This is a genomic window from Rhodococcus sp. 11-3, from assembly GCF_023704055.1.
Lineage (GTDB): Bacteria > Actinomycetota > Actinomycetes > Mycobacteriales > Mycobacteriaceae > Rhodococcus > Rhodococcus aetherivorans.
This window is the reverse complement of record NZ_CP080406.1, coordinates 5,769,877-5,784,494: the sequence shown is the minus strand read 5'-3', so window position 1 is coordinate 5,784,494 and position 14,618 is coordinate 5,769,877. Positions and strand designations below refer to the sequence as shown.

Sequence of the window (14,618 nt, the reverse complement as noted above, 5' to 3'; positions counted from 1 at the left end):
AGGGGTCCTCACTGTTACTGGAAACTCTGTCTTGGGGAACATGGAGCGTCACTGCCACTGTACGAACCCGCGCCGATCCGGGCGTATCGGGCGAACCAGGCCAGGATCTCCTCGCCGGCCCGGATCCCCGTTTCCCGGGTCACCGTCACCGTCGGGTGCCGCCAGTCCAGCGCCTCGAGTTCGCCGTGCCGCGGCCGGATCGCGGCGTCGGCGGCGATCAGCATCTCGGCGTCGAGCGCTCCGTCCCCGGCGGCGAGTACCGCGGCATCCGGGGCGAGCGTTCCGTCGGCGACCAGGCGCCGGCGGACCTCGGCGACGGCCTTGCTCTTGCACACCGCCGACGGCATCGTGTACAGCTTGCGGCCCTGCTGCGAGGCGCTCCATCCGCGGCCGCGGCACCAGTGGTCCCATTCGTCGAGGAATCCGACCGGCTGGGCGGCGACGTCGATCACGAGATAGCAGAACAGCTCGTCGGCGATGCGGAACTTGTGCACCCAGTCGTCGGAGACGCGGCGCCGCAGTTCGGCGGTGACCTCGTCGAGTCCGGCGCCCTCGGCGCGCACGCCCGCGTCCACCGCCTGCCGCCACCCGGTGTCCGGCACACCGTCGGCGAGGATCACGCCGCCGTTGCTGGCGATCGCGTAGCGCCACGGTGCGCCGGGCAGCGCGATGCGCCGGAACTGTTCCGGGGTGCGCGTGGTGGTCGGCACCACCACCACCGCGGCGGCGGCCAGGTCGCGCAGGCGCTGCGCGGACGTGACGGTCAGGTACGACAGGGGCGCACCGTCGTAGTGCTCGACACACACCAGATCGCGGTCGACGACGGGCGATTCGCCCATCGCGGCGCGCGAGTAGATCATCGTGCGGTCGAGGTCGGTCGCGACGAGGGCGGTGGTCACGGCAGATCCTTGATCAGTCCCATGCAGGAATACGCCAGGTCGGGAACCGTTTCGACCGGCACGTCGCGGGCTGCGGCGAGCATCCGGATGTGCGCGTGCTCCTCGGCATCGGCCTCGCGGACCAGCACCCGCCACGGCACGCGCCGCAACAGCACCCGGGTGGTCTCACCGACACCGGGCTTGACGTAGTTGACGGTGGAGATGCCGTACTCGGCCCGTACCCTCTCCACCGACTCCCAGCCCGCCCACGTGGGGGTGCGGTCGGACCGCAGGATGTCCCCGGCGGCGGTGACTGCGGCGTCCCGGTCGCCGAATTCCGCAGCGACGGTGTCGAGGAGGACGGCCGAGACGTCCTCGCCGGCAAGTTCGGCGTAGAACTTGGCGCCGTGGAACTCGCCCGGGCCGATCAGGGTTTCGTTGAGGACGGTGCGTGAAACCAGGCCGGAGACAGTGGAATTCAGGCACGCCGAGGCGATGAGGAAGTCGTCGCGGGTGCCGTAGGTCCGCACGCAGTACCCGGGGTCGGCGAGCACGGCGAGGTCGCCGGAGAGTTCCGGACCGCCCGCGGCCCGGTACTCGGCCAGGGCCGCCGCGAGTTCGCGGGCGATGGCGCCCTTGCCGGTCCAGCCGTCGACGAACACCACCGAGGCCGGATCGTGACGCGCCGTCACGTGGTCGAGGGCGGCGACGTCGATGCCACGGCCCCGCACGATCGACACCGCGTAGTGCGGCAGGTCCAGCCCGTGGTGCCGCTGCGCCCAGCGACGGATCAGGATGCCGACGGGAGTGCCGGCGCGGGCCAGTGATACGAGCGTCAGATCCCGGCCCCGTTCGGCGAGCAGCAGTTCGGTGACCGTACCGACGGCGTGGGCGAGGCGCCCCGCCGTCGCGGCGAGTACCTTGTCGAACAGCTCGCGGTAGGCGGCATCGGGTTGGTATTCGATCGGCAGCGTCTCGGCGTAGTGGGCGAGACCCGACTGGATGCGGCGTTCGCGCTCGGCGATGTCGGCCTCGAGGGCGACGTGCGAGAGGTCCTTGAGGAGCCACCGCACCTCGTCCGGGGCGTAGGAGCCGAAGTCGGGTCCGGCCAGCGGAACGGTCATCGTCCCTCCCGGGCGGCGCGCAGCACCGACGGGTCGGTGGCGGGCACGACGGCGACGACCACGTCCTCCCCGGCGGCGGTCAGCACGTCGAGCAGGCCACCGTCGGCCCGGAGGCGATCGGTGTCGGCGGGATCGTCGAGCACCAGCAGCAGCCGTGCCCGTTCCTCCGGCCACCGCGCGTTGTACAGGTACCGCGGGACATCGTCGGGTTCGGGTGCGATGAAGGTGAATCCGCGCCGAAGGGGGTAGCAGGGCACGTCCCGGACGTACGCAGGGGAGCGGGTGGTGGTCTGGAACCGCGTGGGGGTCCCCCGGCGGGCGAGCGCGTCGGCGATGCGCAGTGGCAGGTACATCAGTTCCTCGTGGCCCACCACGACGACCGGCCGTCCCGGTCCGAGGGCGGTGGCCACGGCCTCGGTCGTGTGCTCGATCGCGGCGTCGAAAGCCGCGGTGTCGGTGCGCAGGAAGCCGTGCCGCCCGCCGTCGGGCACGGTCGCCGGCCACGGCAACGTCACGAAATCCACGGAGCCTCTTTGTGAGGCAACGGGATTCATATCCGGATCGGGCAGTGCGGCGACCCGCTCGACGAGCCCGTCGGGAAGGATCGTGTGTCCCGCCGCGAGGCTCACGTGGTCGATCCGGGCGCCGAGTTCGGCGGCCGCCTCGTCGACCGCGCGACGGTGATCGGCGGTGCGCATGTCCACGAGCGACGCGACGACGTACCGGGCGCGAGGATGGTGCCGGTGCAGGGACCGGATCGCGTCGACGGCCGTGGCGCCGGTGGAGATCTCGTCGTCCACCAGGACCAGCGGTGCGTCGTTCGCGAACAGCTCCGGCGACGTCGGCTGGAGCAGGTGCGACGTGGCGTGCGAGTGGCCCTCCTCGAACCCGGCGAAGGTGCCGGCGCCGGGCACGTCACGCCGGGTGGAGTGCAGGTAGCAGCGCGCTCGCAGCCGGCTGGCCACACAATGACCCAGGCCCGTTGCGGTTTCGGCGAATCCGAGTACGACCGTGTCGTGCGCGGCGGAGCCCAGCAGGTCCGCGACGAGATCGCCGAGCCGGTCACCCGCGCCGATGACCGCGGCCGGGTCGGTGGGAATGTGCTTGCCGAGCACCGTGGAGACCAGCAGGTGTGCGCGACGGGGGTTGCGGCGCAGCCCCGGCACGACGAGGTCCGGCACGGTGTCGCCGGTCGCCGAGTCGAAGTGCTGCAGTTCCAGGCCGAATTGCTCCGTCGCCCAGGGTGACTGCAACCCCGCGGTCACCGGTCCACCAATGCCGTCAGCAGGTCCACGAAAGTGACTCCCTTGTTGGTGACGCCGAACACCGAGGCGCGCAGCAACGTCTGCTGCGCCCAGGTGCGGTGCGGACGCCGCTCGTTCATCTTGTTGCGGTAGCCGGAGGCCTGCACGCCACCTGCGTCGCCGCCGAGGATGTCGACCGCGTCGTGGTACTCCTCGTGGGTGACCGCGGACAAGGCGTGCACCGCGGCCACATGGGAGGGATGGATCACGGTCTTGCCCTGGATGCCGTTCGCCCGGTCGAGGGCGATCTCGCGGAGCAGCCCGTCGAGATCCCGGCTGACGAGCTGCTGGCGGAACATCACCGCGTCGTGCTCGGCGAACGGCGTGGCCCGCAGCATCGGGCGGAACATGCGCTCGTGATCGGCGAAGTACTCCCAGACGGGACCGGTGATGACGAATCCGGTGCCGTCGGTGCGGCCGAGATAGTTGACGACATCCGCAATGACGTCGACGACCACGCGTACGTCGTAGATGGTCAGGTCGCGGTCGCGGCGGATGCCGAACGTGCCGCACATGTCGGTGGCCCCGATCCGTACCGCCAGCACCCGGTCACGGTGCCCGGCGAGCAGTGCCGCGATCTGCTGCAGCTCGCCGTCGCGGGTCTGCCGGTGCACCAGCTCGGCGGACTCGAGCACCGGCATCGCGTACAGGTGCTTGCCGAGCCGCTCGGACGCCGCCGCCACCGCATCGAGGAAGGCCGGCCCCGACGCCGCGGTGAACTTGGGCAGAACGAATCCGGTCAACGCGGTGACGCCGGGCCCCAGGATGTCGGCGATGCGGTCGACACCGTCGGGGGTGCGCACCCGGACGAACAGCAGCATCGTCGCGGCCGCGGTGCCGGCGAGCTCGTCGAGGGTGGCGACCGCGTTGCGCAGGCCGTCCTCGACCTCATGATCGGCGACGGCGTCCTCGAGGTCGATCACCATCGAGGCGACACCCTCGCGGGCTCGGCGGGCGATCGTGGCGGTCAGATCCGCGCGGGTGGCCGGGACGTACAGGGTGGCCCCGAGCGCGACGGCGAGCCGATCGCGCTCGTCGGCATCGGAGAATGCCTGCGGCGGATGCAGGAACAGCGTGTCCCGGGTCGCGCGGTCCATGTGGTGGAAATGGTGCATCGTGCGCATATCGGCGAAGGTTCCCCCACTCATGCCTCTTCCGTTCGTCCTCTCATTCGTTGCACCACGCCGGCGATGAAGCGCGAAACGGCGTCGAGCTCTCGGACGTACGCCCAGTAGTCGGGGTGTACGCCGGTGAGCGAACCGACTGCCCTGTCGATCCGATCGAGCTGCGCGTCGAGCACCGATCCCCATTCTGCGGTCAACCCCCGTTGCACCGCGAGTTGTTGCGCGTCGCGCAGACGGAACCGTACCTGCTCCACCTTCGCGGCCGGATCACGGCGGACCGCGCGGAGGACGGACAGCCGCTCGGTGACGGCGTCGACGTAGCGTTCCGCCTGGGTGAGCGATGCCCGGGCCGCCGCGGTCAGCTCGAGCGCCTGCTCGGGCCGGTTCCCGGCCGAAGCCGTTCGCGCCGCGGTCACGTCGGCGTCGGCCCGGTCGAGGAACTCGCGGGCGGCGCGCTCGTTGCCGGACAGGTCGGCGGAGCTGGCCGCGTTGAACTCGCGCAGCAGGGCCGAGAACGCCGGCGCCAGGCTCTCGGCGCGGGTGCGGACCGCCGACAGGCGGGTGGTGACGGATGCCACAGCTTTCCGGGCGGACTCGGCCTTGTCCGGCGCCTGCGCGAGGGCGCGACGCAGGGCGATGGCCGCCTCCTCGGCCCGCCGTGCCGCCGTTCGGACGGCGCCGGTTCCCACCGCCGAATCCAGGGCGCGGACCTCCGCGTCGAGCGCGTTCGCCGCGGCCCGCACGGACGGGTAGTCGGCGTATGCGGCGTGCTCGGGCGCGTCCACCAGCGCCGCCGCGGCCTGCGCCTCGGTGCGGACCTGCCGGGCGAGCTGCGGGACGGTCTGTGCCACCGCGACCGAATGCTCGAGGTGTGCGCGGTGGCGATCGTAGAACTGGTCGAGGGTGCGGGTGGCGAGACCGATCTGCTGCAGAGCCTGTTCGTAGGCCGGGGCGGGAGCGAGCGGATCGGTCGGTTCGGTGCGGGCGAGGTGCAGGTACGTCTCGGCCGCGCGGTAACAGGCTTCGCGGACGGGCTCCCACTCGCGGCGCAGCCCGCGCTGCGGCGCGAGGTCGTGCGAGGCCGTGACGGCGGCCTCGGCGACGGACTGGCGGCGGTCCATGTCGAGGAACGCGGCGACCATCGCGTCGTAGGCGCCACGGGCCACCGGATCGTCGGTGCTCCCACCGCCGAAGAGGCGGCGCGTCCATCGGCTCGCCACGCCCCGAATGGTACTGGTCCGCGCGGTTCGGCCCCGTGCGCGCGCCTCGAGCATGGGGCGTCGGCGCGGAACAGCTATTAGGGTGGAGTGACACGCGCAAATCGGGCGTGCCCGCCCGGGCACCTCGTCCGGACCGACAGATCGAAAGGACCCCGCATGGGCGTCAGCTTGACCAAGGGCGGCAATGTTTCCCTCACCAAGGAAGCGCCGAACCTCACCGCCGTGGCCGTCGGCCTCGGCTGGGACATCCGCAGCACCACCGGTGCCGACTTCGACCTCGATGCCAGCGCGATCGCGACCGGCGCCGACAAGAAGGTCGTCTCGGACCAGCACTTCGTCTTCTTCAACAACCTCAAGTCCCCGGACGGCTCGATCGAGCACATCGGCGACAACCGCACGGGCGAGGGCGAGGGCGACGACGAGGTCGTCAACGTCGACCTGAGCGCCGTGCCGGCCAACATCGAGAGCATCTTCTTCCCGGTCTCGATCTACGACGCCGACTCCCGCAGCCAGTCGTTCGGACAGGTCCGCAACGCGTACATCCGCGTCGTCGACCGCGCCAACGGCAACGAGCTCGCCCGCTACGACCTGTCGGAGGACGCCTCCACCGAGACCGCCATGGTCTTCGGTGAGCTGTACCGGCACGGTGCGGAGTGGAAGTTCCGCGCCATCGGCCAGGGCTACGCGTCCGGCCTGGCGGGCATCGCCCGCGACTACGGCGTCAACGTCTGACGTCGCATCCGGATTCCGGATCCGGCCCCCGGCTTCGTCGCCGGGGGCCGCTTTCCTTGGTTCACCGATAATTTGCTGCAGTAACCACCCTGCACCGCCCCGATCCAGACAGAAAGGCCACGCTTCGTGGTTCTGCGCATCTTCGGCATATCGTTTGCCGTCACCGTCGTCTCCCTGGTGGTCGCCTTCCTCTACGGCGGACCCCAGGCCCTGTTCCTCGCCGCGATCCTCGGCATCCTCGAGGTCTCGCTCTCGTTCGACAACGCGGTCATCAACGCCACCGTGCTGCAGCGGATGAGCGAATTCTGGCAGAAGATCTTCCTCACCATCGGCATCCTCATCGCCGTGTTCGGCATGCGGCTGATCTTCCCGCTGCTCATCGTGTGGATCGCCTCCGGCCTCGGTCCGATCGAGGCACTCGACCTCGCCTTGAACCCGCCGCCGAACGACGCCGCGTACTTCCCCGACGGCAGCCCCAGCTACGAGACCATCATCACCGACGCCCACCCGCAGATCGCCGGGTTCGGTGGCATGTTCCTGCTGATGCTGTTCCTGAACTTCATCTTCGAGGAACGCGAGATCAAGTGGCTGGCCTGGCTCGAGCGTCCGCTCGCGCGGGCCGGCAAGCTGGACCAGCTCGAGGTCGTCACCGCCTCGGTGCTGCTGGTGCTGACCGCCACGATCCTCGCTCCCGAGGACAAGGTCTCCACCGTGATGATCGCCGGCGTGCTCGGCATGATCACCTACATCGTCGTCAACGGGCTCGGCGAGCTGTTCCACATCCCCGAGGAAGAGGAAGAGCCGACGGGCGGGCCCACCCAGCTGGCCAAGGCCACCGGCAAGGCCGGGTTCTTCCTGTTCCTCTACCTCGAGGTGCTCGACGCGTCGTTCTCCTTCGACGGCGTGATCGGCGCGTTCGCCATCACCTCGGACCCGATCATCATCGCCCTGGGCCTCGGTTTCATCGGCGCGATGTTCGTCCGCTCGATCACGGTGTTCCTCGTCCGCAAGGGCACCCTCTCGGAGTACCGCTACCTCGAGCACGGCGCGCACTGGGCGATCGGTGCGCTCGCGTTCATCCTGCTGTACTCGATCGGCCATCACGTGAACGAGATCGTCACGGGTCTCGTGGGGGTCGCGCTCATCGGTGCCGCGTTCGCCAGCAGCATCCGCCGCAATCGTCAGGAGGCGAAGGCGACCGTCGCCGCCTGACCGCACGACTTCGATGGGAATCCTCGATCGGTTCGAGCGATCGAGGGTTCCCATCTTCGTATCCAGGGAAAGGTCTTACCCATGGCAATCGATTACACCCGACCCTCGAAGAACCCCGGCGACAAGCAGGGCGGAGTCGGCCTGAGCAAGATCAGCCTCACCAAGGCCGCTCCGACGGTCGGCCTCGCCAAGTCCGGAGCGGAGCGAGGGATCACCCAGGTGAACCTGAACTGGTCCCAGGGCGGATCCCCGGCCCCACGGAAGCAGGGGTTCCTCGCCAAGCTCACGGGTGGCGCGACGGGCCGCGGCATCGACCTCGACCTCGCCTGCCTCTACGAGCTTGCCGACGGCTCCAAGGGCGTCGTCCAGGCCCTCGGGAACAGCTTCGGTGCGCTGGAGAAACCCCCGTTCATCGCACTCGACGGCGACGACCGGACCGGCGCCGTATCCGGCGGTGAGACCATGCGCATCGACCTGGGCCAACCCGAACGATTCCGGCGGATCCTGATCTTCGCGATGATTTACGAGGGCGCCCCGAACTGGGCTGCCGTGGACGGTGTCGTCACCCTCACTCCGCCCTCCGGACCGCAGATCGAGGTGCGCCTCGACTCGCCGAACAATGGCGCACGCATCTGTGCCATCGCGATGCTGCAGAACACCGGCCGCGAGATCAGCGTCTCGCGGCTCGTCGAGTACGTCGACGGCAGCCAGTCCGACCTCGATCGTGCTTACGGTTGGGGCATGAACTGGGCCCCGGGCCGCAAGTAGCACCATCGCGCCCGATGGTGGCATTCGGCTGCAACGAATATCGGGCCGACAGCGATCCCTTCAGAGGTTCACCCCTTCGGGTGGAACGATGCCGACTACTCAGGGGGTTTGCCGTGACATCTCCGATTCTGTCCAAGGGACAGAACATCACTCTGCCGAGTGACCTGTCGCAGATCGACGTGGTCGTCGGGTGGGTCGAATCGGAGGTCGAGGTCGACGCTTCGGCGCTGCTGCTCGGCTCCGAACGAAAGGTACGTTCGGACGCGGACTTCGTCTTCTACAACCAGCCGGAGTCCGCCGACGGGTCCGTACGGTTCCTCGGCACGAGTACAACCGAAGAAGGAGCGCAGGCGCGGATCGCTGTCGTTCTCTCGGACGTGCCCGCCGACGTACACACGGTGGCGCTCGCGGGAAGCCTCGGTACCGGGAGATTCGGAGACCTGGGCAAGCTCACCCTGCGAGTGGTCGACCCTGCAGGGCATCCGGTGGCGGAGTACGTGACCGCAGACGCGACCAGCGAAGCTGCCTTCGTTTTCGGGGAGATCTATCGGCGCAACGGCGAATGGAAGGTCCGTGCTGTCGGGCAAGGATGGGATTCCGGTCTGTCCGCGCTCGCGACGGATTTCGGCGTCGACATCGACGAGGAACCGGGGGGACCGTCGCACGACGCCGGTGACACCGTCTCAGTGCGCGACTCCGCTCACACCGATGCCGGGGAGGCACCGACCGCTCCGGTCGCGGATGTCATCGAGGACCACGCCGGCACATCCGCCGCACCTTCAGCGAAGCGGCGCGGCGTACGAACCACCAGGCGAGTTGTCACAAAGGCGAAGCCGATCGATTTCAAGCTCGCAGAGCACGACGCCTGGCAACCTGCGCGACTCTTCTCCGTAGCTGGAGTGGGTAGCGGCGAAGAGCAGGAACGCAGGGCAACGTCCGCGCTTGTTGCGGCTATGCAGGCGGTACGTCCTTTCGCCCGTGCCATCTGTTCCCGAGTCGGGGCGCCGGCAGGTGCGTTCGAGGGTTATTGCGAAGTGCAGTACGCCCAGGGCGAGTCGAAGGTGATTCCCGACGCCGTGCTGAAGGTGTCGCGTGGCGCCAAACTCTGGACCGCGTTGCTCGAGGTCAAGACGGGGAACGGCAAGCTCAGACGGGAACAGTTGGAGAACTATCTCGATGTCGCGCGGAAGAACAAGTACGACGTCGTCGTGAGTCTTTCGAACGACATTCCTGCCAGTGCGGGAGAGCTTCCCATCGAGGTCGACCGCCGCAAACTCGCCAAGGTGGCCCTGCGGCATCTGTCCTGGTCGGAGGTAGCGCACGAAGCTCGCATGCTTCTGTCCCACGGCGGTGTCGACGATGCGCTGCAGGCGTGGATTCTCGGTGAGTTTCTTCGCTACCTGGACCACCCCCGGTCCGGTGCGGCCGAGTTCGTCGACATGGGACGCCATTGGGTTGGGGTCCGAGATGCCGTCGCGTCAGGAACTTTGCGTGCGGGCGACAAGAAGGCGGCAGCAGTGGCGGACACGTGGGTGTCCTTGGCGCGGCATCTTGCGCTTCGTTTGACCGCTGAATTGGGAGTGACGGTCAAACACGTTCTACCTCGGCGATACAACAACGACCCGAGTGCACGAAACGCCTACTTCGCAGAAAAGCTGGCGTCCGAGGGGACTCTCGAGGCCCTTCTCCGTATTCCGGAAACAGCCGGTGATCTCGTGGTAGTGGCCGATCTCCGCACCAACCGTGTCCGCTGCCGGACCACCATCGATGCTCCTGACGAAGGCACTTCGGCACGTCGATTGTCCTGGTTGCTGAGGCAACTGAAGGACGCACCGGGTGATGTCCAAGTGGAAGCAGTCTTCTCCGAGCGCGGAAACGAAGCCTGCGAGCATCTCGACGCCGTCCGTGCCGATTCCAAGATCCTCACCGAGGGGAGGGACGGCCGGATCGTCAGCTTCACCCTTCAGCAGGGCTTCCCTATGGGAGGCCGACGGTCGGGAACTGCCGCCGGATTCATCACCAGCGTGACCTCTTCCACCGACTCGTTCTATGCCGGTGTCGTCCAGCCCCTGAGGGGGTGGGTGCCGGCTGCTCCCAAACCGGCACCTCTCGGCGAACCGGCTGCTTCCGAGTTCGAATAGGCCCGGGGGAGGGCTCGCCCTACCGGCGGGCCCTTCATCGTTTCGCGGACAACTCGCGCAGCAGCGTCTCGGCGTCGGCGAACGCCCGCGCCCGTCGCACGACGGTCGGCGCCGCCGGCGGATGCCCGTCCCACCCGTAGAACAGCGTGCTCAGGCTCAGGACGATCCGCTCCGGGTGGATCCAGTCGCCCCACCGGACGAATTCGGGATCCCGCACCAGCTGCCGGGCCGCCTCGAGCGGCCCGGCGCCGCGCGCGTACTGTTCCCGGCCGGCCTGCTCGAGCCACACCCAGTAGGCGCGCAACTCGCGGATCTCCGTGGGTCCGCACAGCGGCCCGTGACCGGGCACGTAGAGGTCCGCGTCCAGGGCCAGCAGCCGGTCGATCGCGGCGAGCCAGTTCTCCAGCGGCCCGTGCCACAGGATCGGGGTCGAGCCGATGAACAGCAGATCGCCGGCGAACACGATGCCGGCGTCCGACACGTGCGCGATGAGGTCCCCGGCGGTGTGGCACGGCCCGAGGCGCTCGAGCTGGACCGGACGTTGCCCCACATCGAGCCGCAGGACTGTGTCGAATGTGTGGTCGGGCAGCCGAGGCGATCGCAGCGGCAGGCGGGCGCCGCCCGGCACCCGGCGCATGTAGGCGGCCGCGGCGCCCAGCATCCCGGGCAGCGCGGCGAGCGGACGTCCGGCCGCCGCGAGCGCCGCCACCGCGGCGGGAGGGAGATCCTCGCGCATGCCGCGCAGCGCGGCCGCACTCGTCGTGATGCGGGCCGTCGCCGGAAGCGTGTCGTTGCCCCACCAGTGGTCGCCGTCGGAATGGGTGTTGACGGCCTCGGTGATCGGTGCCCGCGACACCAGCAGCTGCTGTGCCTCGGCGATCCGCCGCGCCAGCCGCGTGTCCCACGCGGTGTCCACGACCAGCGACGCCGTGCCCGCATCGACGACGAGACCGGTGTTCGCCTCTCCCCAGCCGCCCGGCGTCCGCACAACCGCCCACACCCCGTCGCCGATCTGCGTCAACCCGCCGTCGCCCACCGTTCGCCCCCCGTCCGCAGTGGCGGTGAGTCTAACCGCACGAGCCGGACCGTGGTTTGCCCCCGGCCGGCCCGGGAACGCGGTATGAATCGCACGGACGGCGTCACGAGCGAAGGGGATCCCATGGGAACGACGGTTGCGGTCACCGGCCCCACCGGCGAGATCGGCAGGGCCGCGGTCGCGGCCCTCGAACAGGACCCGCGCATCGATCGGATCCTCGGCATGGCGCGAGGCCCGTTCGATCCTGCCCGGCAGGGCTGGACCAAGACCGAGTACCGGCAGGGCGACATCCTCGACCGCGGCGCCGTCGACGCCCTGGTCGCGGAGGCCGACGTCGTCGTGCACCTGGCCTTCGTCATCATGGGCTCGCGCGCCGAGAGTCACCGGATCAACATCGCCGGGACCCGCAACGTCTTCGAGGCGACGGTTGCCGCCGCCCGGCCGCGGCGTCTCGTGTACACCTCGTCCGTCGCCGCGTACGGATACCACCCCGACAATCCGACCCCGCTCTCCGAGGACGTGCCCACGCGTGGCTCGCACGAGCACTACTACTCCGAACAGAAGGCCGAACTCGAGCGGGTGCTCGACGAGGTCACCCGCGGATCGGACCTCGAGGTGTTCGTGCTGCGGCCCTGCATCGTCGCGGGGCCGCACGCGACCGCCCTGGCCGATGCCATGCCGTGGCGGCAGGTCACCGGGCATCTGCCCGGGGCCGTGCGGAAGGCCGCCGGCGCCCTGCCCCTGCCGCGCCCGGTGTTCCCGGACCCCGGTCATCCGCTCCAGCTCGTGCACCACGACGACGTCGCGAGTGCCGTCGTCGCCGCCGTGACGTCCGAGGGGCCGCCCGGCGCGTACAACATCGCCGGCGACGGGGTGGTGTCGCTGTCGGACGTCGCGGCCGCGCTCGGCGCCCGGCCGATCCGGGTCCCGGCGTCGGTCGCGACGGCCGCGTCGGCCGTGGTGGCGCGGCTGCCGTTCCTGCCCTCCATGGTCGAGTGGATCCACACGGGCCGCACGTCCGTCGTGATGGACACGACGAGGGCCCGGACGCAGCTCGGCTGGCAGCCGCACTACACGAGCGCCCAGACCCTCGCGGCGCTGGCGAGCGCGGTGGGTGGCGCCCGGTAGCAGTGGGTCAGCGTCGTGCGGCCGCGTGCGCGGCCATGCGGATCGGGGCGTTGACCGTGCCGTGACCCCGGTAGCCGCCGCGCCGCTGCACCAGTTCGAAGAACACCCGGGCACTGACGACCTTGGTGAACACCTGGAACAGCTCGCCGCCGTCCTCGTCCCGATCGTAGAGCACGTTGTATTCCCGCAGGGCGGCAAGCATTTCCGGATCCGGAGCCAGGCGCGCATCCAGATCGTCGTAGTAGTTGCGGGGGATCTCGAGCACCGGCGCTCCCGAATCATGCAGGGCGCGAGCGGCTTCCACCGCATCATCGACACCGAACGCGATGTGCTGGGGGTGCCGCACGCCCGGTGCCCATTCGCCGCGACGGAGCACGGGTGCGACCAGGCCGACCTCGAAACCGTCCGTGGCGAGGACGCGGCTGCGCACCAAGCCGAACGGTCCCGCGTATTCGGCGGCCTCGGCGTCGGTCAGGCCCAGCACCGACCGGTAGAACAGCGTGGCTTCGTCGAATCGGTCGTAGGCCTGGGTCAGCGCGACGTACTCGGTGCACCGCACGCCCACCGCCGTCGTCGGCGTCGTGCCGGTGGGGCGGAAGTCGTTGCGCCAGTTCGCCGGGCCGTCGCTCCGCGACGACAGGAACAGGGCGGTGCCGTCCGGGGAGACCACTGCGGACAACGGTGCCTCACCCGGGCCGACGACCCGCGCCAGCTGCGGTGCCAGCAGCTCGTGGGCGTGCCGGGAGACGGCGCCGACGTCCGCGACCTCGATCCCCAGAGCGGTGACGGCCGCGCCCTCGGCCGCGCTGTGGGCCGGGTTCGAGGTGTTCACCAGCACCCGCGCATCCCCCTGCTCCCACAGCTCCACCGGCTTGCTGTGATGCTGCCCCGAGTGGGTGAAGCCGAGCGAGGCGAGGGCCGCACGGACCGGCTCCGCAGCGGTGGGCGGAGTTCCGATCTCCGTGAACGCGTGCCCGCGCACCTGTACCGGGTTGGGGTCACCGTCGAGCCGCAGTTCCAGATCGAGCAGCGAGCGCATCGCGTCGATCGCCGTCGGCACCGGCGCCGCCTGGCGGAACACATCGTTGAACACCTCGAGCGAGAGCGGCCCGGTGTAACCCGCCGCGAGGACGTGCCCGACGAGTCCGACGAGATCGAACTCGCCCTCGCCCGGGAACACCCGGTAGTGGCGGCTCCACTGCAGGACGTTCATGTCCATCTCCGGTGCGTCGGAGAGTTGCAGGAAGAAGATCTTCTCGCCCGGGATGTCCGCGATGCCGGCGACGTCCTTGGTGCGGGAGAAGATGTGGAAGCTGTCGAGGCACAGCCCGAGGGCCGGATGATCGGCCCGGCGCACGATCTCCCACGAGCGCTGCCAGGTGTTCACGTGGCGGCCCCACGCCAGCGCCTCGAAGGCGATCCGCATGCCCCGCTGCGCTGCCGCATCCGCCAGTTCCCGCAGCTGCGCGGCCGCGAGATCGACATCGTCGACGGTGTGCGGCGACACCGACGAGCACACCAGCACGAGGTCGGTGCCGAGCTGTTCCATCACGTCGAACTTGTGCCGCGCGCGGCGCATGTTGCGGGCGTGGATCTCGGCCGGGACGGCCTCGAAGTCGCGGAAGGGCTGATACAGCGGGATGCTCAGCCCGAGTTCGGCGCAGCGCTCGCGCACCGCCGCGGGGGTGAGCGGGGAGCCGATCAGGTCGGGTTCGAACAGTTCGATGCCGTCGAACCCGGCGTGGGCGGCGGCGACGAGCTTGTCCTCGAGGGTGCCGGACAGGCACACGGTGGCGATTGCCTTGGCGCGCTTGGTCCCAGGACGGGGGTGGGTCATGGTCGGGCTCCTCCACGGTGCCGCCTGTGCGGGCGGACTCGGAATCGGGGACCGGTGCGCGAGGGCGGGTTCGCCCCGCACACCGGTATCGGCAGGGGTGGCTCGCCGCGGGTC

Annotated in this window: 12 protein-coding genes; 5 read left to right on the top strand and 7 right to left on the bottom strand. The window is 69.7% G+C overall.

Annotated features, from left to right (window positions below):
* Nucleotides 1-14: 14 nt before the first annotated feature.
* Genes KZJ41_RS26755 through KZJ41_RS26735 form a run of 5 tightly spaced genes read right to left on the bottom strand, consistent with a single transcriptional unit; the run spans nt 15 to nt 5,572 of the window.
* A complete protein-coding gene (locus tag KZJ41_RS26755) occupies nt 15-860 on the bottom strand; it encodes a hypothetical protein (protein ID WP_044476233.1) in 846 nt (281 codons plus the stop codon).
* Between the two features lie 35 nt (nt 861-895).
* Entirely contained in the window at nt 896-2,002 is a 1,107-nt protein-coding gene (locus KZJ41_RS26750; protein WP_006941747.1) for a cysteine protease StiP family protein, read from the bottom strand.
* Entirely contained in the window at nt 1,999-3,267 is a 1,269-nt protein-coding gene (locus KZJ41_RS26745; protein ID WP_006941746.1) for a phosphoribosyltransferase family protein, read from the bottom strand. Before KZJ41_RS26745 ends, KZJ41_RS26750 begins: the two co-directional genes overlap by 4 nt.
* A complete protein-coding gene (locus KZJ41_RS26740) occupies nt 3,264-4,454 on the bottom strand; it encodes an HpcH/HpaI aldolase/citrate lyase family protein (protein WP_029546599.1) in 1,191 nt (396 codons plus the stop codon). The genes KZJ41_RS26745 and KZJ41_RS26740 overlap by 4 nt, the downstream gene beginning before the upstream one ends.
* Entirely contained in the window at nt 4,451-5,572 is a 1,122-nt protein-coding gene (locus KZJ41_RS26735; RefSeq protein ID WP_044476232.1) for a hypothetical protein, read from the bottom strand. The genes KZJ41_RS26740 and KZJ41_RS26735 overlap by 4 nt, the downstream gene beginning before the upstream one ends.
* Before the next feature lie 234 nt (nt 5,573-5,806).
* Here KZJ41_RS26735 and KZJ41_RS26730 point away from each other — a divergent pair, with 234 nt between their 5' ends.
* The 4 genes from KZJ41_RS26730 to KZJ41_RS26715 all read left to right on the top strand — a co-directional run bounded on the left by KZJ41_RS26730 (nt 5,807) and on the right by KZJ41_RS26715 (nt 10,503).
* A complete protein-coding gene (locus KZJ41_RS26730) occupies nt 5,807-6,382 on the top strand; it encodes a TerD family protein (protein WP_006941734.1) in 576 nt (191 codons plus the stop codon).
* Nucleotides 6,383-6,508: 126 nt separating this feature from the next.
* The gene (locus KZJ41_RS26725) at nt 6,509-7,594 is read left to right on the top strand and encodes a DUF475 domain-containing protein (protein WP_006941733.1); all 1,086 of its coding nucleotides are present in this window, start codon (nt 6,509-6,511) and stop codon (nt 7,592-7,594) included.
* Nucleotides 7,595-7,675: 81 nt separating this feature from the next.
* Nucleotides 7,676-8,362 (top strand): hypothetical protein, encoded by a 687-nt coding sequence (locus tag KZJ41_RS26720; protein ID WP_006941731.1) that lies wholly within the window; start codon nt 7,676-7,678, stop codon nt 8,360-8,362.
* A gap of 113 nt (nt 8,363-8,475) precedes the next feature.
* Nucleotides 8,476-10,503: a TerD family protein gene (locus KZJ41_RS26715; protein ID WP_006941730.1), complete on the top strand. Its 2,028-nt coding sequence runs from the start codon at nt 8,476-8,478 to the stop codon at nt 10,501-10,503.
* A gap of 34 nt (nt 10,504-10,537) precedes the next feature.
* On the opposite strand, the gene KZJ41_RS26710 is transcribed toward KZJ41_RS26715, so the two are convergent.
* Nucleotides 10,538-11,539, bottom strand: coding sequence for an MBL fold metallo-hydrolase (locus KZJ41_RS26710; RefSeq protein ID WP_006941729.1), 1,002 nt, complete (start codon nt 11,537-11,539; stop codon nt 10,538-10,540).
* Between the two features lie 123 nt (nt 11,540-11,662).
* On the opposite strand from KZJ41_RS26710, the gene KZJ41_RS26705 reads away from it, so the two are divergent.
* Nucleotides 11,663-12,667, top strand: coding sequence for an NAD-dependent epimerase/dehydratase family protein (locus KZJ41_RS26705; RefSeq protein ID WP_006941728.1), 1,005 nt, complete (start codon nt 11,663-11,665; stop codon nt 12,665-12,667).
* Nucleotides 12,668-12,674: 7 nt separating this feature from the next.
* Here KZJ41_RS26705 and KZJ41_RS26700 read toward each other — a convergent pair whose 3' ends face one another.
* On the bottom strand, nt 12,675-14,504 hold the full coding sequence (locus tag KZJ41_RS26700; protein ID WP_102800568.1) for a sugar phosphate isomerase/epimerase and 4-hydroxyphenylpyruvate domain-containing protein: 1,830 nt from the start codon (nt 14,502-14,504) through the stop codon (nt 12,675-12,677).
* Nucleotides 14,505-14,618 lie beyond the last annotated feature (114 nt).